This window comes from Streptomyces sp. P17 (assembly GCF_032436805.1).
Lineage (GTDB): Bacteria > Actinomycetota > Actinomycetes > Streptomycetales > Streptomycetaceae > Streptomyces.
The window spans coordinates 18,859-40,213 of the sequence record NZ_JAVRBF010000011.1 but is presented as its reverse complement, the minus strand read 5'-3'; the positions used below and the strand labels follow the sequence as shown (position 1 = coordinate 40,213).

Here is a 21,355-nt window from a genome sequence, read left to right as displayed (position 1 = left end):
CAGTGTGGTGATCGGTGGAACGCCCCGTTTCGGATGATCCACTACTCAAGTGTCGCCTAGCGGCCGGTGAGCCGCCTGGCGTTTTCCAGGTGCGCGGTGAGCTGCTTCTGGATGCGCTCGGTCGCCTCGTCCAGCGCCTTGCGGGTGCGGCGTCCGGTGCCGTCGCCCGCCTCGAAGGGGTCGCCGAAGACGACGTCGATGCGGGAGCGCAGCGCGGGCAGCGCCTTTGTCAACCGCCCGGGCCGCTCGGTGCTTCCCAGTACGGCGACCGGGACTATGGGGGCGCCGCTGCGCACGGCGAAGTACGCGAGCCCGGCCCGCAGCGCGGCGAAGTCGCCCTCGCCCCGGCTGCCCTCCGGGAAGATGCCGAGCACACCGCCGGACGCCAGCACGTCCAGCGCCTGGGTGATGGCCGTACGGTCGGCGGTCGAGCGGTCCACCTTCAGCTGACCGACGGCCCGCATGAAGGGGTCGAGCGGGCCGACGAACGCTTCCTTCTTGACCAGGAAGTGCGACGGCCTGGGCGCCACGCCGATGACCATCGGGCCGTCGATGTTGTGCGAGTGGTTGACGGCGAGGATCACCGGGCCGGTCGCGGGGACCTTCCAGGCACCCAGGACCCGCGGCTTCCACAGCCCGTACATCAGGCCGACGCCGATCCGCCGCCCGACCTCCGCGCCCCGCTCGGAAGGTGCCGTCACTTCCCGGCCCGCTTCTCCTCGACGAGGGTCACGACGCACTCGATGACCTGCGCGAGGGTGAGCTCGGTGGTGTCCACCTCGACCGCGTCGCCGGCCTTGGCCAGCGGCGAGGTCTTACGGCTGGAGTCGGCCGCGTCCCGCTTGATCAGGGCCTCGCGGGTGGCGTGCACGTCGGCGCCCTTCAGCTCACCGCTGCGGCGGGCGGCCCGCGCCTCCGGGGAGGCGGTGAGGAAGATCTTCAGATCGGCGTCGGGGAGCACGGTCGTACCGATGTCCCGGCCCTCGACGACGATGCCGTCCTCGGCGGCGGCCGCGATCGAACGCTGCAGCTCGGTGATCCGCGCCCGCACCTCGGGCACCGCGCTGACCGCGCTGACCTGGGAGGTGACCTCCTGGGTCCGGATCGGGGCGGCGACGTCGATGCCGTCGACGGTGATCGTCGGCTTCTCCGGGTCGGTGCCGGAGACGATGTCGGGCTTCCCGGCCACGGCGGCGACGGCGTGCGGATCGTCGACGTCGATGCCGTTGTTCACCATCCACCAGGTGATCGCCCGGTACTGGGCACCGGTGTCGAGGTAGCTCAGGCCGAGCTGCGCGGCGACGGCCTTGGACGTGCTCGACTTACCCGTGCCGGAGGGACCGTCGATGGCGACAATCACGGGCTGGGCGGCGCCGTTTTCCACGGGAAGACACCTTCCTGGTGTGGTGCGGAGGGGTGGAGGGGTGGAGGGGCGCGATCGTGCCCCGCACAAGGTTACTGGGTGCGCATCACTCGTCCGGACGCCCGCGGCTACTGGCGGATCGCCCAGCCCCGCTCCCGCAGCGCCGCCGTCAGGACCGGGACCGCGTTCGGCTCGACCATCAGCTGGACCAGACCGGCCTGCTGCCCCGTCGCGTGCTCGATACGGACGTCCTCGATGTTGACCCCGGCCCGGCCCGCGTCGGCGAAGATACGCGCCAGCTGGCCCGGCTGGTCGTCGATCAGGACCGCCACGACCTCGTAGACCCGCGGCGCTGAGCCGTGCTTGCCCGGGACCCGGACCTGCCCGGCGTTCCCGCGGCGCAGGACGTCCTCGATGCCCGCCGTGCCCTCGCGGCGCTTGGCCTCGTCGGAGGACTGCAGCGCCCGCAGCGCCTGGACCGTCTCGTCGAGATCCGCGGAGACGTCCGCGAGGAGATCGGCGACCGGCCCCGGGTTGGCGGAGAGGATGTCGATCCACATCCGGGGGTCGGAGGCCGCGATCCGCGTCACATCCCGGATGCCCTGACCGCACAGCCGTACGGCCGCCTCCTCGGCGTTCTCCAGGCGCGCGGCGACCATGCTGGACACCAGGTGCGGCATGTGGGAGACCAGCGCCACCGCGCGGTCGTGGGCGTCGGCGTCCATGACGACCGGTACGGCCCGGCAGTGCGAGACCAGCTCAAGGGCGAGGTTCAGGACCTCGGTGTCGGTGTCCCGGGTCGGGGTGAGCACCCAGGGCCGGCCCTCGAAGAGGTCACCGGAGGCGGCCAGCGGGCCGGACTTCTCGCGGCCCGACATCGGGTGGGTGCCGATGTACGCCGACAGGTCCAGGCCCAGCGCCTGGAGCTCACGGCGCGGTCCGCCCTTGACGCTCGCCACGTCCAGGTAGCCGCGGGCCACACCGCGCCGCATGGCGTCGGCGAGCACCCCGGCCACATGGGCGGGCGGCGCGGCGACGACCGCGAGGTCCACCGGGCCCTCGGGCGCCTCGTCCGTGCCGGCGCCGAGCGCGGCCGCCGTACGGGCCTGCTCGGGGTCGTGGTCGGCGAGGTGGACGACGACGCCCCGGCTCATGAGCGCGAGCGCGGCGGACGTACCGATGAGGCCGGTGCCGATGACGAGTGCGGTTCTCACTGGGCGATGTCCTTGCGCAGGGCGGCCGCGGCGCCGAGGTAGACATGGGCGATCCCGGACCGGGGCAGGTCGGACTCGATGTGCGCGAGGACCCGGACCACGCGGGGCATGGCGCCCTCGATGTCCAGTTCCTGCGCGCAGATCAGGGGCACGTCGACGATGCCGAGCTTGCGGGCGGCGGCCGCGGGGAAGTCGCTGTGCAGATCGGGCGTGGCCGTGAACCAGATGCTGATCAGGTCGTCCGTAGTCAGTCCGTTGCGCTCCAGGACGGCGGTGAGCAGGGCACCGACCCGCTCGTCCATGTGGCCGGCCTCGTCCACGTCCAGTTGGACGGCGCCCCGGACCGCTCGTACCGCCACGGCTTGGCTCCCTTGCTGCTGTACGGATCGACTCTGTGCCCATCCAGCCTAGTCAGCGGCTGCCGGACCGGTGCGCGACGCCCGCCCGCTGAGACGGTGGCGTTTTGTGGTGCTCCCTCCCGGGTTGCGTCTTCTTCGTCATATTCGGTGCCAAGATGCTGTTGTTCCTGGTCTCACCGTTCTTCGGAGTGCCGACATGACCATTCGTCCGAACCGGCGCACGATCCTCCTCGCCACGGGCGCTGCGGCACTCGTCTCGGGCTGTGGCGGCTCAGGCGATGACAGCGGCGGCTCCACCTCCACCGACCAGACCGGCGAGGCCACCGAGGCGGGCGGCCGGGAGCTGACCACCACGGACGCCGTCCCGGTCGGCGGCGGCACGATCTTCAAGGACGAGAAGGTCGTGGTGACCCAGCCGGAGGAGGGCGAGTTCAAGGCCTTCTCGGCCATCTGCACCCACCAGCAGTGCGTCGTCGCGAACGTCGAGGGCGGCACCATCAACTGCACCTGCCACGGCAGCAGGTTCAGCATCACGGACGGCGCGGTGGAGAACCCGCCGGCGACGCGTCCGCTGCCCGAGGAGAAGATCACGGTGGAGGGAAATTCGATCCGCCTGGCGTGAGCCGCCGCGTACGCTCCGGGCCATGCACCCCGCCACCCTGGTACGCGACCACACGATCTACGCCTGCGTCATGGGTTCGCGTGCCTTCGGTCTGGCGACGGACGGCAGCGACACCGACCGGCGGGGCGTGTTCCTCGCCCCCACTCCCCTGTTCTGGCGCTTCGACAAGCCGCCGACGCACATCGAGGGACCGGCCGAGGAGCAGTTCAGCTGGGAGCTGGAGCGCTTCTGCGAGCTGGCGCTGCGCGCGAACCCCAACATCCTGGAGTGTCTGCACTCCCCGCTCGTGGAGTACGCCGACGAGACGGGCCGGGAACTGCTCGATCTGCGCGGGGCCTTCCTGTCCCGCCAGGCCCACACCACGTTCGCGCGGTACGCCGTGGGCCAGCGCAAGAAGCTGGAGGCGGACGTCCGCAACCACGGCGCCCCGCGCTGGAAGCACGCGATGCACCTGCTGCGCCTGCTGATGAGCGCCCGCGATCTGCTGCGCACAGGGGAGCTCACCATCGACGTCGGCGACCAGCGCGCACCGCTCCTCGCGGTCAAGCGAGGCGAGGTTCCGTGGCCGGAGGTCGAGTCGTGGATGACGCGGCTGGCGGAGGAGGCGGAGCGGGCCGCCGAGCACAGCCCGCTGCCCGCCGAGCCGGACCGACGGCGCGTGGAGGACTTCCTCGTCCGCGTCCGTCGTGCCTCAGCCCTTCAGCCGGATCCGTACGACGAGGTCGTGCAGGGCGTCGTACACGGTCGGGGCGTCGGGCAGGGCTGACGTCGACTGCGCCTCGTCCAGCAGGGCGTGCAGCCGCTCGACGTCCGCCTCCACGCGCGCGTGGTCGACCGCGGCCGTCCCGTGCTCCCGCTCCGCCTTCGCCGCGATCAGGTCGGGCAGACAGGCGGGCGCCTCGGGCACCTCCCCGAGCAGCGTGGGCAGATGGGCCTGTACTTCGCCGGAGCGCATCAGGTGGATGCCGGTGAGCAGGACCCGGAAGGTGTAGAGCAGCGGCTTGAGCTCGTCGGTCTTGGTGAACAGCCGCCACTGGGTGTTGGCGAACCCCCGGTAGTGGTGGGCGTGGTGGCCGGTCACGACACCGGGGGCGAGCGCGGCCAGTTCCCGGTGCGCGTCGGTGGTGTGCACGACGAGCGGGGAGAGCAGCTGTTCCAGGACGTAGCCGTTGCGGCGGAGCATCAGCCGGACGAACTTGCGCAGGTCATGGGTGACCAGGTCCATCTCCACACCGTCCCGGTCCCACATCCGCGACCGGGTCTCGGCCGGCTCGCGCAGCCCGACGAGGTCGGCGGCGGACAGCAGGTGCACGCCTCGCAGGTCCACGTCCGAGTCCTGGGACGGAAAGCCGTACAGATGGGCGCCGGAGACGGTCGCGAAGAGCACCGGGTCGGGCTGTTCGGCGACGACGGGCGCGAGGTCGATGTCCAGGGCGTCGATCATCCGCTAAGCGTCCCAGAGCGCGCCGAGGGTGACGAGATCGCCCCCGTACTCGATCCGGTCCGCCCACGCGCGGGGCCATGCATCGGCGCCGAGGTATGCCCCCGCGAAGGCGCCCGCCAGGCAGGCGATGGAGTCGGAGTCCCCGGAGGAGCAGGCGGCCCGTCTGAGGGCCGTCACCGGTTCGTCGACGAAGAGCAGGAAGCACAGCAGCCCGGTCGCCAGCGCCTCCTCGGCGATCCAGCCCGCGCCGGTGGCCAGGCACGGATCGGTCTCGACCGACCCCGCCCGCACGGCCTCCTGGAGCCGCTCCAGCACCCCCAGACACTCGTCCCACCCGCGCGCGATGAAGTGCTCGGGGGTCGGGTCCTGGCTGCGGGCCCACAGATCGCCGAGCCAGGTGTGGTGGTAGCGGGTGCGGTTCTCGTAGGCGTACGACCGCAGCAGGCCGACGAGTCCGGTCGGCTCGGCGCCCTGCGCGAGCAGGCGTACGGCGTGTGCGGTGAGGTCGGAGGCCGCGAGCGAAGTGGGGTGGCCGTGGGTGAGCGCGGACTGCAACTGGGCGGCGCCCGCGCGCTGTTCGTCGCTCAGCCCGGGCGCGAGCCCGATCGGTGCGACGCGCATGTTGGCGCCGCAGCCCTTGGAGTGGATCTGGCTGGCGTCCTGCCAGAGGCGTCCCTCGGCCTTCAGGAGGTTGCAGGCGACGAGGCAGGTCCGGCCCGGCGCGCGGTTGTTCTCCGGCGACTGGTACCAGTCCACGAACTCCTCCCGCACCGGCCGCTCCAGCCGCTTGGGCGCGAGCACGCCCCGGTCCATGGCCGTCCGCAGCCCCTTGCCCAGCGCCAGCGTCATCTGGGTGTCGTCGGTGACGATCGCCGGCGTCGGCAGCTCCATCTCCCGCCACGGGCCGCACTTGGCGAGGATCGACGGCACGTCGTTGAACTCGGTCGGGAAGCCGAACGCGTCCCCGAGGGCGAGGCCCAGCAGGGATCCAGTGGCGGCACGCTTCGTCATGCGGAGTGTCCTTCCGGGGTCGGCCGGAGCAGCGGAGGGTGGAGTGCGGTGGCAGCACCGGCGCGGTACAGCGCGGCCGGCTTGCCGCGGCCGCTGGTGAGGCGGGAGGCACCGGGGACCGGCTCGACGAAGCCGGGCGTGGCGAGCACCTTGCGCCGGAAGTTGGGCCGGTCCAGGGCGGTGCCCCACACGGCCTCGTAGACCTGCTGGAGCTCGCCGAGGGTGAACTCGGGCGGGCAGAAGGCGGTGGCGAGGCAGGTGTACTCCAGCTTGGCGCCGACGCGTTCATGGGCGTCGGCCAGGATCCGGTCGTGGTCGAAGGCGAGGGTCCCGGCCTCGCCGTACGGCACCCAGCGGGCGTCCGCCGCGTCGCTGCCGCCGTGCGCCTCGGGCGCGTCGGGCAGGAGGGCGGCGAAGGCGACCGAGACGACCCGCATCCGGGGGTCGCGGTCGGGCTCGCTGTAGGTCCGCAGCTGTTCCAGATGGAGCCCGGAGACGTCCGACAGGCCGGTCTCCTCGGCGAGTTCACGCCGGGCCGCCGTCTCCGCGGACTCGTCCTGCTGCACAAAGCCACCGGGCAGCGCCCAGCGTCCGGCGTACGGCTCCTGCCCGCGCTCGACGAGCAGCACATGCAGAGCGCCGGCCCGGAGCGTGAACACGGCGAGATCCACGGTGACGGCGAAGGGCTCGTAGGCGTGCTTGTCGTACTCCACATCCGCTCCTTAATAGTCACTACGACTATAAAGAGGCGGGCGTGAAGTGACAACCCCCGGCCAGGCGGCCCGCCGCGAGGGCGCGAACACCGCCGCCGCGGCCCCCGCCGACACCCACAGCGCCGGGCCGACCCCGTCCAGGACTCGGCCGGTGAGCCGTAGCCGCCGTACGTCGTGAAGACCGCCGCGGCGACCGCGACGCCGAGGACCCCGCCGAGTTCACGCAGGGCGTTGTTGACGCCGGCCGCCACCCCCGCCTCGCTGAGCGGCACCGAGGAGGTCACAGCCTTGGCGACGCTCGGGAAGACCATGGAGATGCCCACGCCCGCGATGATCAGCGGCACGACGAGGCTGCCGTAGCCGACACCCGGTTCGACCTGCCGGGCCAGCAGGCCGAGGCCGAGGCCCTGGAGGGCAAGGCCGCCGAGCATGAACGGCCGGGTGCCGTACCGGTCCGCGAGCGCGCCCGCGATCGGCGCGACCAGGAGCGGCATCGCGTTCCAGACGAGGATCCGCACACCCGCCTCCAGGGGCGAGTAGCCGAGCCCGGACTGGAACAGCTGCGTGATCATGAAGAGCGCTCCCAGCAGGGAGGCGAAGAGCAGGAAGGCCGCCGCGTTCGCGGTGGAGAAGCCACGGTTGCGGAAGTGACCGAGCGGCAGCATCGGATGCCGGGCGCCCCGCCGCTCCCAGTCCAGGAACGCGCCCGTGAACACCACCCCCACGGCCAGCGCGGTCAGCGCCTCGGCGCTCCCCCAGCCCGCCTCCGGCGCCCGCACCGGCGCCCAGGCCCGCGCACGGCGGCGACCTCCGGTGCCCGCCAGGCCAGCACGTCCCGCAGGATGAGCACGGCCCGCTGCCGCGCGGGCAGATGCTGGAGCGCGGCGACGAGCGCCAGCCGCAGACTGCCCCGGGCGACCGCCACCGACGCCGGATCGACGAGTGTGTCGGGCAGCGGCTGGAGCCACGGAACATCCGTCGCAGGGGCCCTCAGCGGCTCCTCAGGCGCCTGGGAGGGCTCACCGAGCCCCGGCGGGCAGCGGACGCCGCCCGCGGCCCTCCAGCGCCGTCAGACACGTGTGGGTGGCGATCCGGTGCAGCCAGGTCCGCAAGGACGCGCGGCCCTCGTAGCCGTCGTAGGACCGCCAGGCCCGCAGATAGGTCTCCTGGACCAGGTCCTCGGCCTCGTCGACCGAGCCCAGCATCCGGTAGCAGTGCGCGAGCAGCTCCCTGCGGTACGGGTCCATGAGCCGTACGAATTCCTCGCGGTCCGTCGTCGCAGCCATCCCCGCTCCCTCCGTCACCGATACAGACCGGCGCGGGGGCGAAAACGAATCGGCCGGTCCCGGACGAATCCGGGACCGGCCGCGAGCGAGGGATCTTTAGAGATCGACTTCCTTCATCAGCATGCCGACCTCGGTGTTCGACAGGCGGCGCAGCCAGCCCGACTTCTGGTCGCCCAGGGTGATCGGCCCGAACGAGGTGCGCACGAGCTTCTCGACGGGGAAGCCGGCCTCGGCCAGCATCCGGCGCACGATGTGCTTGCGGCCCTCGTGCAGGGTGACCTCGACGAGGTAGTTCTTGCCGGTCTGCTCGACGACCCGGAAGTGGTCCGCACGCGCGTACCCGTCCTCCAGCTGGATGCCGTCCTTGAGCTGCTTGCCCAGGTCGCGCGGGATCGGGCCGACGATGGCCGCGAGGTAGGTCTTCTTCACGCCGTACTTGGGGTGGGTCAGCCGGTGCGCCAGCTCGCCGTGGTTGGTGAGCAGGATGACGCCCTCGGTCTCGGTGTCGAGCCGGCCGACGTGGAAGAGCCGCGTCTCACGGTTGGTGACGTAGTCACCGAGGCACTGGCGCCCGTCGGGGTCCTCCATGGTGGAGACGACACCGGCGGGCTTGTTCAGCGAGAAGAACTGGTACGACTGCGTCGCCACGGTCAGGCCGTCGACCTTGACCTCGTCCTTCTCCGGGTCGACCCGCTTGCCCTGCTCCAGCACGATCTCGCCGTTGACCTCGACCCGCGCCTGCTCGATCAGCTCCTCGCAGGCCCGCCGGGAGCCGTAGCCCGCGCGCGCGAGGACCTTCTGCAGCCGCTCGCCCTCCTGCTCGGCGCCGGGGAAGGTCTTGGGAAGCTTGACCTCCGGCTTGCCGGCGTACCGGTCGCGGTTGCGCTCCTCCGTGCGCGTCTCGTACTCGCGGGAGCGCGCCGGAGCCGTCCGGCCGCCGGAGCGCTGGCCCTGCTTGGGGCCGCCCTTCGCGCCACCGCGGGCCGAGGGGCCGCGGCCCGACTTCGGGCCGTCCTGCGTGGCGCCGGGGCCGACGTCGTAGCGCCGCTCCTCCGGGCGCGGCTTCTTCGGACGACCGCTGTCCTGCTTGTCGTCGCGGTTGTTGCCGGCACCGCGGAAATTACCGCGGCCACCGCCACTCCCGCCGCGGCCGCCGCTGTTGCCACCACGGCTCCCGCCGTTGTTTCCGCTGCTGTTCCTGCCGCTGCTGCTTCGCATCAAAATTCCGTCTAGTCGTCTGCCTCGTCGGAACCCGGCGCATCGGGTGCGTCCGGATCGAACGACGGAACCCCTTCCAGCGTCTCGGCCTCGATCGCCTCCGCCTCGGGGAGGAAGGGCGCGAGCTCCGGGAGCTCGTCCAGGCCGCGCAGGCCCATCCGCTCCAGGAAGTAGTTCGTCGTCCTGTACAGGATCGCACCTGTTTCGGGTTCCGTGCCCGCCTCCTCGACCAGACCCCGCTGCAGGAGGGTGCGCATCACACCGTCACAGTTCACTCCGCGCACCGCCGAGACCCGGCTGCGGCTGACCGGCTGCCGGTACGCCACCACCGCGAGGGTCTCCAGCGCGGCCTGGGTCAGCCGGGCCTGCTGGCCGTCCAGGACGAAGCCCTCGACGGCCGCCGCGAACTCCGGCCGTGAGTAGAAACGCCAGCCGCCCGCGATCAGCCGGAGCTCGAAGCCACGGCCCTGGACGGTGTACTCGTCGGCCAGCTCGCGCAGCGCGTCCGCGATCTGCCGCCTGGGCCGCTGGAGGATCTTGGCGAGGTGTTCCTCGGTCGCGGGCTCGTCGACGACCATGAGGACGGCCTCCAGGGCCGGCTTGAGATCGAGGTCGGCCGTGGAGCGCAGACCGGCCGGCGGCTCGCTGATCTCCTCGCTCACTTCTTCTCCTCCTTGGGCGGCTCGGGCGGCCGGTCGAACTCGTCGGTCACCGTCGGCTGCGCGTCGCCCTCCCCGCCGGTCCAGCGCACGATCAGGTCCCCGAGGGCGGTCTCCTGGTCGAGGGCGACGGCTTTCTCCCGGTACAGCTCCAGCAGGGCGAGGAAGCGCGCCACGACGGTCAGGGTGTCGTCGGTGTCCTCGACGAGCGCGCGGAAGCTGGCCTCGCCGAGCTCCTTGAGCCGCGCCACCACGATCTGGGCCTGCTCCTGCACGCTGACCAGCGGCGCGTGGATGTGGTCGACGTACACCTGCGGCTTGGGCTTGGGCTGCATCGCCTTCACGGCGAGCTTCGCGAAGCCTTCAGGGCCGATGCTGATGACCACCTCGGGCAGCAACTCGGCGTGGTGCGGTTCGAGTCCGACGGTACGGGGGTAGCGCCGGGCCTCCTCGTCCAGCCGACGGTTGAAGATGTCGGCGATCTGCTTGTACGCGCGGTACTGGAGCAGCCGTGCGAAGAGCAGGTCCCGCGCTTCGAGCAGGGCGAGATCGGCCTCGTCCTCGACCTCGGCGGCGGGCAGCAGCCGGGCCGCCTTCAGATCCAGCAGGGTCGCGGCGACCACCAGGAACTCTGTCGTCTCGTCCAGGTCCCAGTCCGGCCCCATGGCCCGGATGTACGCCATGAACTCGTCGGTCACCTTGGACAACGCGACCTCGGTGACGTCCAGCTTGTGCTTGGAGATCAGCTGGAGGAGCAGGTCGAAGGGACCCTCGAAGTTGGAGAGACGGACCTTGAAGACGCCGTCGTCGGACTCCTGCGGTGCGGCGGGCCCGGGCTCCTGAGGGACGACCTCGCGCTCCGGCTCGGGCTCAGGTTCAGGCGCCGGGTCCGGTACGGGTACCGGTTCGACCAGTGGAGCCCCCGGCCCCGTCCCCAGCGCACGCCGCCGCCCGCCGGAGGCACCGGCACCGGGGACGGGAACGTCGTTCGAGGTCATAGCCCCCGCAGGCTACCGCTACCGCCCGCGAAGCCGTCGTACGAGGATGCTGGCGTCCCCTCGGGTCTCCAGATCGGCGAGCACCACGGCCACGGCCTCCCGGACGATCCGCCCGCGGTCCACGGCCAGACCGTGCTCGCCCCGGAGCACCAGACGCGCGTGCTCCAGATCCATGAGCTCCTCGGCCGAGACGTACACGGTGATCTTCTCGTCGTGCCGCTCGCGTCCGCTCGGCCGCCGCGCGGCGGCCCGTCCGCGCTGCTTGCGCGGCGCCGCCTGGTTCGAGGCGGCGCCAGAACCTTCCTGCGTTCCCTGCCGCCGCCCGGACTGCTCCCCGGCGGCGGCCCGGCTCCGGGACTCCCCGGACTCCGCGTCCGCCGCGACATGCTCCGCGCCCTCGCCGTCGCCGCCCTGTGCGGGCACCGACGGCGGGACGTCCTCCGCGGCGGCGCTGTCGCTCTCCCCCGCGGGAGCGGGCACCCGGGCCTCGCCGTTGGCCCCCCGCCGGGGAGTGGACGCCTGCAGCGCCATTCCCCCTGTCGTACGGAACAGTTCGTCGGCCCCCGGCAGACTCACTCGGCGTGACACCGGGCGAGCACCTCCCTGGCGAGCTGGCGATAGGCGGCGGCACCGACGGAGTTGGAGGCGTACGTGGTGATCGGCTCACCGGCGACCGTGGTCTCCGGGAAGCGGACGGTGCGTCCGATGACCGTGTGGTAGACGTGGTCGTCGAACGCCTCGACGACGCGCGCGAGCACCTCACGGCTGTGCACCGTGCGCGAGTCGTACATCGTGGCGAGGATCCCGTCGAGTTCCAGCTCCGGGTTGAGCCGCTCCTGGACCTTCTCGATGGTCTCCGTCAGCAGCGCCACGCCACGCAGGGCGAAAAACTCGCACTCAAGCGGCACGATCACCTTGTGAGCCGCCGTCAGGGCGTTCACGGTGAGCAGGCCGAGCGAGGGCTGACAGTCGATCACGATGTAGTCGTAGTCGGCCATGAGCGGCTTCAGGGCGCGCTGCAGCGTCGACTCTCGGGCGACCTCGGAGACCAGCTGGACCTCCGCCGCCGACAAGTCGATATTGCTCGGCAGCAGGTCCATGTTGGGGACCGCCGTCTTCAGCAGCACCTCGTCGGCCGCCATGCCCCGCTCCATGAGCAGGTTGTAGACCGTGAGGTCGAGCTCCATCGGGTTGACACCGAGTCCGACCGACAGCGCGCCCTGCGGGTCGAAGTCCACGAGCAGGACCCGGCGTCCGTACTCCGCGAGCGCGGCACCCAGGTTGATGGTCGACGTCGTCTTGCCGACGCCGCCCTTCTGGTTGCACATCGCGATGATCTTCGCCGGGCCGTGATCGGTCAGCGGCCCCGGGATCGGGAAGTACGGCAGCGGCCGTCCGGTCGGGCCGATGCGCTCGCGACGCTGACGGGCAGCGTCGGGCGCGAGCGTGGCCGCGTACTCGGGGTCGGGCTCGTACTCCGCGTCGGGATCGTAGAAGTGCCCCTCGGGCAGTTCGTCGTAGTCGGCGAAGTGGTTGTGGGGCGCGCCACTTCCGTCGCCGGCCATGGCGTTCACGTGATGGCCATCCATGCTCTGGTGTGCTGACAGAGTCGCCCCTGTCATCTGGTGACTCTGGTGGGCTGCGAAGGTGCGCACCGCGACGGAGCCGACAGCCTCGAAGCCCGCGGGAGCCTGGCCCCGCGCAGGGCTTCCTGGTTGACCACCCCCGGGAGAAAATGTCGACTCATTCACAAGTCGTCTTACCTCCTTGGGGACCAGGAAACTTCTAGACAAGGTCAGCGTGGCACCATGCCGACAGTCGGCGACTCTATGGCGTGTCGGGCGTCCGCAGCAACACAATCCGCCGGACCCGGCAGGATGTGTCGGCAATGAAACATCCCTCTGTCAAGGGCGTACGGCCGTCGCACGGTAGGTTTCACCGGTGTGCGAATCGGTCGAAGGGTTACGTTCGAGGCGAGTTGACCGAGCGTCGCAAAGTGACCATACACACATCCGGCCGGACCTTGTCGGGCAAGGTCCGGCCAGGTGGGCGACGTTGAGGATCCGTGTTGACGTATCGCCTTTACGAAAAGGTGACTTAGCCGTTCGCCGGTGTCGACGGGCTCAGCCGAGCAGCGTCTCCAGCTCCACGTGCTCCAGGCCGTGCGCCTCGGCGACCTCGCGGTAAACGACCTTGCCGTCATGGGTGTTGAGGCCCTTGGCGAGCGCCGGGTCGCGGCGCAGCGCCTCCACCCAGCCCCGGTTGGCCAGTTCGACGATGTACGGCAGCGTGGCGTTGGTCAGCGCGTACGTGGAGGTGTTGGGCACCGCGCCGGGCATGTTGGCGACGCAGTAGAAGACCGAGTCGTGGACCTTGAAGGTCGGCTCGGCGTGCGTGGTCGGGTGCGAGTCCTCGAAGCAGCCGCCCTGGTCGATCGCGATGTCGACAAGGACACTTCCCGGCTTCATCCGCGAGACGAGCTCGTTGGTGACCAGCTTCGGGGCCTTGGCACCCGGGATCAGCACGGCGCCGATGACGAGGTCGGCGTCCAGGACGGCCTTCTCCAGCTCGAAGGCGTTGGACATGATCGCCCGCACCTTGGTGCCGAAGACCTTGTCGGCCTCGCGCAGCTTGTTGATGTCACGGTCGAGCAGCGTGACGTGGAAGCCCATGCCGACGGCGATCTGCGTGGCGTTCCAGCCGGAGACACCGCCGCCGATGACGACGGCCTTGGCGGGCTGGGTGCCGGGGACACCGCCGGGCAGGACACCACGGCCGCCGGCCGAGCGCATCAGGTGGTAGGCGCCGACCTGCGGGGCAAGACGGCCCGCGACCTCGGACATCGGGGCGAGCAGCGGCAGCGCGCGAGAGGGCAGCTCGACCGTCTCGTAGGCGATGGCGGTGGTGCCGGACTCGATGAGGGCGTCCGTGCACTCCTTGGAGGCGGCCAGGTGCAGGTAGGTGAAGAGCGTCTGGTCCTTGCGGAGGCGGTGGTACTCCTCGGCGATGGGCTCCTTGACCTTCAGCAGCAGGTCAGCGGTGGCCCACACCTCGTCGGCGGTGTCCAGGATCCGGGCACCCGCGGCCACGTACTCGGCGTCGGGGATCGAGGAGCCGACGCCGGCGCCACGCTCGATGACGACCTGGTGGCCGTGGCGCACCAGCTCGTGCACACCGGCGGGGGTGATGGCCACCCGGAACTCGTTGTTCTTGACCTCGCGGGGGATGCCGACCTTCACGTCGATCACGGTCCTTGGCTCAGAGGGTGTGGGGCATTACAAGACATACCCAGGCATGCAAGGGCACACCGGGAGACACCGCAGGAGAAGGTGCGGCAGAGCCAGTCTAATGAAGGTGTTCCCGCTGTCTAGCCTTTCATTGCACTAATCTTCAGCGGATGTACTACGGATTTCGCAGGCGTTAGCTGCTTGTAGCGCCCTGATCTGGCTCAGGCTCCCCCTCCGGGAGCTCCTCACCCAGCATGCGCTCGGCCGCCCCGCGGTGCAGTCGAGCCGCGGCGGAGTCCCCGAGATGCTCCAGGGTGTCGGCAATCCGCAGGTGCAGCGCGGCCTGGAGCCGTACGTCCTCGGCGCGCCGCGCCCACTCCACCGCCTCCTGGCAGGTACGCAGCGACTCCGCGGGCCGGCCCGCGTACTCCTGGACCCGGGCCAGCTCGCTCAACGCCCGCGCGTGGGCCCCGACATCGCCGCTCTTGCGGTGCCCGGCGACCGCGGCCCGCCAGTTGCGCTGCGCCTCGCCGTAGCGGCCCGCGAAGGTGTGCGCGGCGCCGATCCGGCCGTACAGCCGGGCGGCCTCCGCGCGCTCGTCCCGGGCAAGACGCTGGGCGAGCGCCCGGCCGAACCAGTCGGCGGCCCGGTCGTAGTCGCCGAGTTCCAGATGGGCACCGCCTACGGATTCCATCGCGCGGCCGGTCGCATACGGGTCGTTCGCCTCGCGTCCGGCGTCCAGCGCGGCCCGATACCGAGCCAACGCCTCCTGTGTCCGCCCGGTCCGGGCGTCGAGGTCGCCGAGGTTCAGCAGCGCGGCGGCCTTCTCGCGGGGCAGGTTCCGGCGCTCGGCCACGTCCAGTACCAATCCGTGGATGCCGTACAGGTCACCGGCCGCCGCCTGGGTGCCGAAGTGGGCGACCATGGCCCGCACCAGCTGGGACATCAGCCGCCGGGCCAGGGTGTCGAGATCCCCGTCGGCGACGGCGAGCCGGGCCGCGGCGAGCAGGGCGGGCCTGCGCAGGCGGAGCCAGTCGGCCGCCGCCCGGGGGCTGGGGAAGCGCAGCGAGCGCGGCATGCCGAGGAGCTTCTCGCGCGCCTGCGGGCTGTCGGTCTCGGTGATCGCCCGGCACGACTGGAGCAGCCGCACGGTCCGCTCCAGCATGCGGGCGCGGGCCAGCTGGAGCTCGGCGGGCCGGTCCTGGGCCTCGGTGAGCGCCCTGAGCAGGGGGTGCAGACAGCCCGGGACCTCGTACTGCGGCAGCGGGGAGTCCACGGCGCGCAGGAGGCCGAGGGCGACGAAGTCGTCCAGGGTGGTGCGGGCGCCGTTGACCGAGCAGCCGGCCAGCGCGGAGGCGGTGTGCGGGTCGACCAGGCCGGCCGGGGCGAGGCAGAGCAGTCGCAGTATCCGGGCGGCCGCGGCGGGCAGGGCGGCGTAGGAGAGCCGGAAGACCCGGGCCAGCGGGGTGCCCGCGGAGTCCTCGTCGATCCCCGCGTGCAGATGCTTGGCGAGGTCGGCGACGGCGGACTTGGGGCGGGCGGCGAGCCAGCCGCCGGCCAGCATCAGCGCGGCGGGCTGCGCCTGGCAGTCCTCGACGAGCCCCTCGGCGGCACGCGGGTCGACGGTGATCCGCACCGATCCCGCATGCCGGGACAGCAGTTCCACCGCCGATTTGGTGTCGAGGCCGCCGAGTGTGCACGGGCGGACGTCCGCGATCCCGGTCAGCGGCCCCGCGGAGACGACGACGGCCAGGCAGTCCGGGGTGTCCGGCAGCAGGGCGTCGACCTGCTCCGCGGTGGCCGCGTCGTCGAGCAGCAGCAGGACCCTGCGGTCGGCGAGCGCCTCGCGCAGCGCCGCGGTGAGGTCGTCCTCGGCGGCACCGGCCGGGCTCGGCAGCTCCAGGGCGGTGAGCAGATCGCGGGCGACCGCTCCGACGGGGAGGGGAGTGCCGTCGGGCTCACTGAGCCGGGCGCGCAGCACGCCGTCGCCGTAACGGTCGGCGACCTGTCGTACGAGTTCCTCGGCGAGGGCGGTGCGGCCGGAACCGGGTCGGCCCGCGATGAGCAGCACGCGCGCGCGGGGTGCCTTCTTTCCGGAGAGGGTGTCCAGGCCCGCCCGCTCGATGTCGGCGAGCAGCTCCTTCAACTCCCGTGTCCGGCCCAGGAAATGACCGTCGGCCGACAGCTGAACGCCGCCTGTGTCCACCGCCTGATCCGTCACGGGCCACACTCCCGTCCCACGCACGCGCAAGCCCGCCGGGATTCCGGTACGGGCGTGTTTCAGAGCCTAGTTCACGCTCTGCAACGAGCCGTGTGGAGCGGGACGGCGCCGGGCCAAGACTCCCCTGATCGGATCAACAGTTCTTAGGACCGACGGCTCGGCGACGCCGGTAAGGGGCGCGGGGAACTGCGCGCCCAGCCACGACGAAGCCGCAGCCGACGACACCCGGAACGCCCCCTACGCCTCAAACGGCCGCGCAGGCCAGGGCGCCTGCGCCGGACGCAACCCGTCCAACCCGCCGGAGGCCCGCGCCGCGACCAGCGACAACACCCCCACCACCAGGCAGTTGTTGTGCAGCTCCCCCGCAAGCACCCCCCGGACGAGTTCCGCGAGCGGCACGCGCGCGTGCTCCAGATCCGCCTCCTCGTCCTCGACGGAGAACCGCTCGCCCTCCGCCTCGGACAGATCGCGGGCCAGGAAGATCCGTACGGCCTCGTCGCAGCCGCCGGCCGTGGTGTAGACGTCGGTCAGCACCCGCCAGTCCTCGGCCTTGACGTGCGCCTCCTCGTACAGCTCGCGCTGGGCGGCGTGCAGCGGGTTCTCGCCCGGGATGTCGAGCAGTCCGGCCGGGATCTCCCACAGCTTGTGCCGTACGGGGTGCCGGTACTGCTTGATGAGCAGCACCCGGTCCTCGTCGTCGATGGCCAGGACGGCGACCGAGCCCGGGTGGACCTGGTAGTCGCGGCGGACCACGCTGCCGTCGGGCATGACCACGTCGTCCGTGCGGACGGAGGTCTTGTTGCCCACGAAGGGGGTGTCCGTGGCCCGGATCTCCCACTCCTGTGGGGTGTCCTTGATCGTCATGCCCTGTCCTTCCAGACCTGCAGAAGCCCTGTGCGCAAAAGAAACCGCAAAAGAAAGCGGGGTGCGCGCGTACTGAACGCGCGCACCCCGGTCACCGTAACAACCCTTGTGTCACTGGCCCGTCTTGCGCTCGACAGCCGCCTTCACCAGGCCCGCGAACAGCGGGTGGGGGCGCGTCGGGCGCGAGCGCAGCTCGGGGTGCGCCTGCGTCGCCACCAGGTAAGGGTGGACGTCGCGGGGGTACTCGACGTACTCCACGAGCTTTCCGTCCGGCGACGTGCCGGAGAACAGGATGCCCGTCTTCTTCTCCAGCTCCGTGCGGTAGGCGTTGTTGACCTCGTAGCGGTGACGGTGCCGCTCCTCGACGTACTCCTTGCCGTCGTACACCTCACGCACGATGGAGCCCTCGGCCAGCTTGGCCGGGTACATGCCCAGCCGCATCGTTCCGCCCATGTCGCCCTCGCCCGCCACGATGTCGAGCTGCTCGGCCATCGTGGAGATGACCGGGTGGCCGGTGGCGGGGTCGAACTCGGTGGAGTTGGCGTCGGAGATGTCGGCGAGGTTGCGGGCCGCCTCGATCACGATGCACTGCAGGCCCAGGCAGAGGCCGAGCAGCGGGATCTTGTTCTCGCGGGCGAACTTGATCGCGCCGACCTTGCCGAGCACACCGCGGTCGCCGAAGCCGCCGGGAATGCAGATGCCGTCGACGTCACCGAGCTGCGCCTTGGCGCCGGCCGGGGTCTTGCAGTCGTCGGAAGTGACCCACTTGATCTTCACGCGGGCCTTGTTGGCGAAGCCGCCCGCGCGCAGCGCCTCGGTGACCGAGAGGTAGGCGTCGGGCAGGTCGATGTACTTGCCGACCAGGGCGAGGGTGAGCTCGTGGTCGGGGTTGTGGACGCGGTCGAGCAGGTCGTCCCAGGTCGTCCAGTCCACGTCGCGGAACGGCAGGTCCAGCTTGCGGACGACATAGGCGTCCAGGCCCTCGCCGTGCACGGTCTTCGGGATGTCGTAGATGGAGCGGGCGTCGGGGCAGGCGACCACGGCGGCCTCGTCGACGTCGCACATCAGCGAGATCTTGCGCTTGATCGCGGTGGGGACCTCGCGGTCGCAGCGCAGCACGATCGCGTCCGGCTGGATACCGATGTTCCTCAGGGCCGCAACCGAGTGCTGGGTCGGCTTCGTCTTCAGCTCTCCCGAGGGGCCGATGTACGGCAGGAGGGAAATGTGAACGACGAAGACGTTGTCCCGGCCGACCTCGTGCCGGACCTGGCGGACCGTCTCCAGGAACGGCAGCGACTCGATGTCGCCGACCGTGCCGCCGACCTCCGTGATGACGACGTCGACCTCGTCCGTCGCCATGCGGCGGATGCGGTGCTTGATCTCGTTGGTGATGTGCGGGATGACCTGCACGGTGTCGCCCAGGTACTCGCCGCGCCGCTCCTTGGCGATCACCGTCGAGTAGACCTGTCCTGTAGTGACATTGGCGGAGCCGTCCAAGTCACGGTCGAGGAAGCGCTCGTAGTGTCCGATGTCCAGGTCCGTCTCGGCGCCGTCGTTGGTGACGAACACCTCACCGTGCTGGAAGGGGTTCATCGTCCCCGGGTCGACGTTCAGATACGGGTCGAGCTTCTGCATCACGACGCGCAAACCCCGCGCCTTGAGCAGCATGCCGAGGCTGGAGGCGGTGAGGCCCTTGCCGAGCGAGGAGGCGACACCCCCGGTGACGAAGATGTGCTTGGTCGTCGTGGCTGTGCTGTTTCGAAAAGCAGCGGGCATCATGGCCAAAGGGGGGCTCCCGTGGTCGCGGTCTGGGGTGCGGTGCGGCGTTCGCACCGGAGATTCCGGAGTCGCCGTCGCTGCGGTTCGGGGGTTTTTCTCCCACCGGTCCACGGGCTACCAGGGTATCAGCGCCGCGGGGGGATGGCTTCCGGCCACGCTCCGCGCACATGCCGACACGGAGCCACTCGGGGCCACCGGTTTCTCACCCGTTGCTCACCCGTTCGGCCCATCCACGTTGCCCGGAGCGGCACGCAGATCATCTACGTGCGTCGTATCCTGCTCGGACACTCACTGCCGAGCCGGACCGGCACACACGGCACCACCCCAGCCCGTACCACCGGAACATCGAGAGCTCGTCAGTTCGTTGAGCAACAATTGGCGTTTTGCCTCACGGCGGAGCGGCTGCTTTGCTTCACCGCTCAACGACGCATTACAACGACCCCTTGACCGCACTAGCGACCGCCCCCTTCTGCCTGGGGGGTGACGTGGCCGTTCGACTGGAGTTGCACGTGGCCGGGCGCATCGAAGACTACGCACTCATCGGAGACATGCAGACCGCAGCACTGGTCTGCCGGGACGGCACAGTCGACTGGCTGTGCCTGCCCCGCTTCGACTCGCACGCCATCTTCGCCGGTCTGCTGGGCACCGAGGAGCACGGTTTCTGGCGGCTGGGGCCGGCCCACGCGGCGGACGCCGAGCCGCCGACCGCCGCCCGGCGGAGCTATCGCGGGGACTCGCTGATCCTGGAATCCGAGTGGGACACCCTCCGCGGCACGGTCCGAGTGACCGATTTCATGCCCCCGCGTGACGGCGCCCCGCAGCTGATCCGGATCGTGGAGGGCGTCTCCGGCCGCGTCCGGATGCGCTCGGCCCTCAGGATGCGGTTCTCCTACGGCCGGGTCGTGCCGTGGGTGCACAAGCACGAGGGCCGTACGGTGGCCGTCGCGGGCCCGGACTCGGTGTGGTTCGACACCGACCGCGAGACCTACGGCAAGGCCCTGACGACGTACTCCGACTTCACCGTCGGCCCGGGCGACCGGATCGCGTTCACCATCTCCTGGCAGCCCTCCCACCACCAGCCGCCGCCGCTGCCGGAGCCCGAGCAGTCGCTGGAGGCCACCGAGGACTTCTGGCGCGAGTGGGTCGAGCACTGTACGTACCACGGCCCCTACCGCGAGGCCGTGATCCGCTCGCTGATCACGCTGAAGGCCCTGACGTACGCCCCGACCGGCGGCATCGTCGCCGCGCCGACGACCTCACTGCCCGAGGAGATCGGCGGCGTCCGCAACTGGGACTACCGCTACACCTGGCTGCGGGACGCGGCGATCACCCTGTCCTCGCTGCTGCGCACCGGCTACCGCGAGGAGGCCCGCGCCTGGCGCGAGTGGCTGCTGCGCGCGGTCGCGGGCGACCCGGAGAACCTGCAGATCATGTACGGCATCGCCGGCGAGCGCGAGCTCGGTGAGGCGGAGCTGGACTGGCTGCCCGGCTACGAGAACTCCGCGCCGGTCCGGGTCGGCAACGGCGCCGCGCACCAGCTCCAGCTCGATGTGTACGGCGAGGTCACCGAGGCCCTGCACCTGGGCCATATGACCGGGCTCGCCCGCAGCGACTACGCCTCCCTGCTCCAGCTGAAGCTGATCCGCTACCTGGAGGACCACTGGGACGAGCCGGACGAGGGCATCTGGGAGGTGCGCGGCCCGCGCCGCCACTTCGTGCACTCCAAGGTGATGGCCTGGGTCGCCGTCGACCGCACGATCAAGCTCATCGAGTCCGGTGACGCGGACGGCCCGCTGGAGCGCTGGCGCGAGCTGCGCGACGACATCCACCGGGACGTGTGCGAGAAGGGCTACGACAAGGAACGCAACACCTTTACCCAGTCCTACGGCTCCAAGGAGCTGGACGCCTCGCTGCTCCTGATCCCGCAGATGGGCTTCCTGCCGCCGGACGACAAGCGCGTCATCGGCACCATCGAGGCGATCCAGCGCGAACTGTCCACCCCGGACGGCTTCATCCTGCGCTACCCGACGCAGGGCGAGGACGAGGGCGTCGACGGTCTGCCGGGCGACGAGGGCGCGTTCCTGGCCTGCTCGTTCTGGATGGCGGACGACCTGGCGATGATCGGCCGGGTGGACGAGGCCCGCAAGCTGTTCGAGAAGCTGCTGTCGCTGCGCAACGACCTCGGTCTGCTGGCCGAGGAGTGGGACCCGCGCCTGCAGCGCCAGGTCGGCAACTTCCCGCAGGCCTTCAGCCACGTCCCGCTGATCGACACCGCGCTGCGCCTGACGGCCTCGGGAGCGTACGGCGGCTGAACGAGCCCGCCGGGCCGCGCCCGCTTACGCTGGAAGCGATGATTCCCCTGTCCGGAAGGGGGGCG

Annotated in this window: 19 protein-coding genes and 3 pseudogenes; 4 read left to right on the top strand and 18 right to left on the bottom strand. The window is 70.9% G+C overall.

Going from position 1 to position 21,355, the window contains the following annotated elements; genetic code table 11:
- Positions 1-56: 56 nt before the first annotated feature.
- The 4 genes from RMT89_RS09455 to aroH all read right to left on the bottom strand — a co-directional run bounded on the left by RMT89_RS09455 (position 57) and on the right by aroH (position 2,936).
- Positions 57-740 (bottom strand): lysophospholipid acyltransferase family protein, encoded by a 684-nt coding sequence (locus tag RMT89_RS09455; RefSeq protein ID WP_399497831.1) that lies wholly within the window; start codon positions 738-740, stop codon positions 57-59.
- The gene (gene cmk / locus RMT89_RS09450; RefSeq protein WP_315883348.1) at positions 698-1,384 is read right to left on the bottom strand and encodes a (d)CMP kinase; all 687 of its coding nucleotides are present in this window, start codon (positions 1,382-1,384) and stop codon (positions 698-700) included. The genes RMT89_RS09455 and cmk overlap by 43 nt, the downstream gene beginning before the upstream one ends.
- Before the next feature lie 107 nt (positions 1,385-1,491).
- Positions 1,492-2,577, bottom strand: coding sequence for a prephenate dehydrogenase (locus RMT89_RS09445; protein WP_315883347.1), 1,086 nt, complete (start codon positions 2,575-2,577; stop codon positions 1,492-1,494).
- On the bottom strand, positions 2,574-2,936 hold the full coding sequence (gene aroH, locus RMT89_RS09440; RefSeq protein ID WP_315883346.1) for a chorismate mutase: 363 nt from the start codon (positions 2,934-2,936) through the stop codon (positions 2,574-2,576). The genes RMT89_RS09445 and aroH overlap by 4 nt, the downstream gene beginning before the upstream one ends.
- Before the next feature lie 196 nt (positions 2,937-3,132).
- On the opposite strand from aroH, the gene RMT89_RS09435 reads away from it, so the two are divergent.
- Both RMT89_RS09435 and RMT89_RS09430 read left to right on the top strand, forming a co-directional pair.
- Positions 3,133-3,558: a Rieske (2Fe-2S) protein gene (locus RMT89_RS09435; protein ID WP_315883345.1), complete on the top strand. Its 426-nt coding sequence runs from the start codon at positions 3,133-3,135 to the stop codon at positions 3,556-3,558.
- 22 nt (positions 3,559-3,580) lie between these two features.
- On the top strand, positions 3,581-4,324 hold the full coding sequence (locus tag RMT89_RS09430; RefSeq protein WP_315883344.1) for a DNA polymerase beta superfamily protein: 744 nt from the start codon (positions 3,581-3,583) through the stop codon (positions 4,322-4,324).
- On the opposite strand, the gene RMT89_RS09425 is transcribed toward RMT89_RS09430, so the two are convergent.
- The 3 genes from RMT89_RS09425 to RMT89_RS09415 are packed head-to-tail and all read right to left on the bottom strand — an operon-like array spanning position 4,250 to position 6,726.
- Complete coding sequence (locus RMT89_RS09425) at positions 4,250-5,002, bottom strand: DNA polymerase beta superfamily protein (RefSeq protein ID WP_315883343.1); 753 nt, start codon at positions 5,000-5,002, stop codon at positions 4,250-4,252. The two genes, RMT89_RS09430 and RMT89_RS09425, sit on opposite strands and share 75 nt — an antisense overlap.
- Before the next feature lie 3 nt (positions 5,003-5,005).
- On the bottom strand, positions 5,006-6,013 hold the full coding sequence (locus RMT89_RS09420) for an ADP-ribosylglycohydrolase family protein (protein ID WP_315883342.1): 1,008 nt from the start codon (positions 6,011-6,013) through the stop codon (positions 5,006-5,008).
- Positions 6,010-6,726 (bottom strand): NUDIX domain-containing protein, encoded by a 717-nt coding sequence (locus RMT89_RS09415; RefSeq protein ID WP_315883341.1) that lies wholly within the window; start codon positions 6,724-6,726, stop codon positions 6,010-6,012. Before RMT89_RS09415 ends, RMT89_RS09420 begins: the two co-directional genes overlap by 4 nt.
- Positions 6,727-6,772: 46 nt before the next feature.
- Between RMT89_RS09415 and RMT89_RS09410 the strand changes: the two genes are divergently transcribed.
- Positions 6,773-6,904 (top strand): hypothetical protein, encoded by a 132-nt coding sequence (locus tag RMT89_RS09410; protein ID WP_315883340.1) that lies wholly within the window; start codon positions 6,773-6,775, stop codon positions 6,902-6,904.
- An 82-nt stretch (positions 6,905-6,986) separates the two neighbouring features.
- On the opposite strand, the pseudogene RMT89_RS45905 reads toward RMT89_RS09410, so the two are convergent.
- The 11 genes and pseudogenes from RMT89_RS45905 to RMT89_RS09355 form a co-directional block, all read right to left on the bottom strand.
- A pseudogene (locus RMT89_RS45905) lies at positions 6,987-7,391 on the bottom strand (MFS transporter); the annotation flags it as partial.
- Positions 7,392-7,516: 125 nt separating this feature from the next.
- Positions 7,517-8,012 (bottom strand): annotated as a pseudogene (locus RMT89_RS09400) (RNA polymerase subunit sigma-70); the annotation flags it as partial.
- Between the two features lie 96 nt (positions 8,013-8,108).
- Positions 8,109-9,230, bottom strand: a complete 1,122-nt coding sequence (locus tag RMT89_RS09395) for a pseudouridine synthase (RefSeq protein WP_315883338.1) — start codon at positions 9,228-9,230, stop codon at positions 8,109-8,111.
- Positions 9,231-9,241: 11 nt separating this feature from the next.
- Complete coding sequence (gene scpB, locus RMT89_RS09390; RefSeq protein ID WP_315883337.1) at positions 9,242-9,892, bottom strand: SMC-Scp complex subunit ScpB; 651 nt, start codon at positions 9,890-9,892, stop codon at positions 9,242-9,244.
- Entirely contained in the window at positions 9,889-10,887 is a 999-nt protein-coding gene (locus RMT89_RS09385; protein ID WP_315883336.1) for a segregation/condensation protein A, read from the bottom strand. The genes scpB and RMT89_RS09385 overlap by 4 nt, the downstream gene beginning before the upstream one ends.
- Before the next feature lie 18 nt (positions 10,888-10,905).
- Complete coding sequence (locus RMT89_RS09380) at positions 10,906-11,475, bottom strand: hypothetical protein (RefSeq protein ID WP_315883335.1); 570 nt, start codon at positions 11,473-11,475, stop codon at positions 10,906-10,908.
- Complete coding sequence (locus RMT89_RS09375; RefSeq protein WP_315883334.1) at positions 11,460-12,638, bottom strand: ParA family protein; 1,179 nt, start codon at positions 12,636-12,638, stop codon at positions 11,460-11,462. Before RMT89_RS09375 ends, RMT89_RS09380 begins: the two co-directional genes overlap by 16 nt.
- Before the next feature lie 372 nt (positions 12,639-13,010).
- Entirely contained in the window at positions 13,011-14,135 is a 1,125-nt protein-coding gene (gene ald, locus RMT89_RS09370) for an alanine dehydrogenase (protein WP_315883333.1), read from the bottom strand.
- A 135-nt stretch (positions 14,136-14,270) separates the two neighbouring features.
- Positions 14,271-16,335: pseudogene (locus RMT89_RS09365) on the bottom strand (tetratricopeptide repeat protein).
- A gap of 237 nt (positions 16,336-16,572) precedes the next feature.
- A complete protein-coding gene (locus tag RMT89_RS09360) occupies positions 16,573-17,199 on the bottom strand; it encodes an NUDIX hydrolase (RefSeq protein WP_315883332.1) in 627 nt (208 codons plus the stop codon).
- Between the two features lie 111 nt (positions 17,200-17,310).
- Complete coding sequence (locus RMT89_RS09355; RefSeq protein ID WP_315883446.1) at positions 17,311-18,978, bottom strand: CTP synthase; 1,668 nt, start codon at positions 18,976-18,978, stop codon at positions 17,311-17,313.
- Positions 18,979-19,487: 509 nt separating this feature from the next.
- Between RMT89_RS09355 and RMT89_RS09350 the strand changes: the two genes are divergently transcribed.
- On the top strand, positions 19,488-21,290 hold the full coding sequence (locus tag RMT89_RS09350) for a glycoside hydrolase family 15 protein (protein WP_315883445.1): 1,803 nt from the start codon (positions 19,488-19,490) through the stop codon (positions 21,288-21,290).
- Positions 21,291-21,355: the final 65 nt, after the last annotated feature.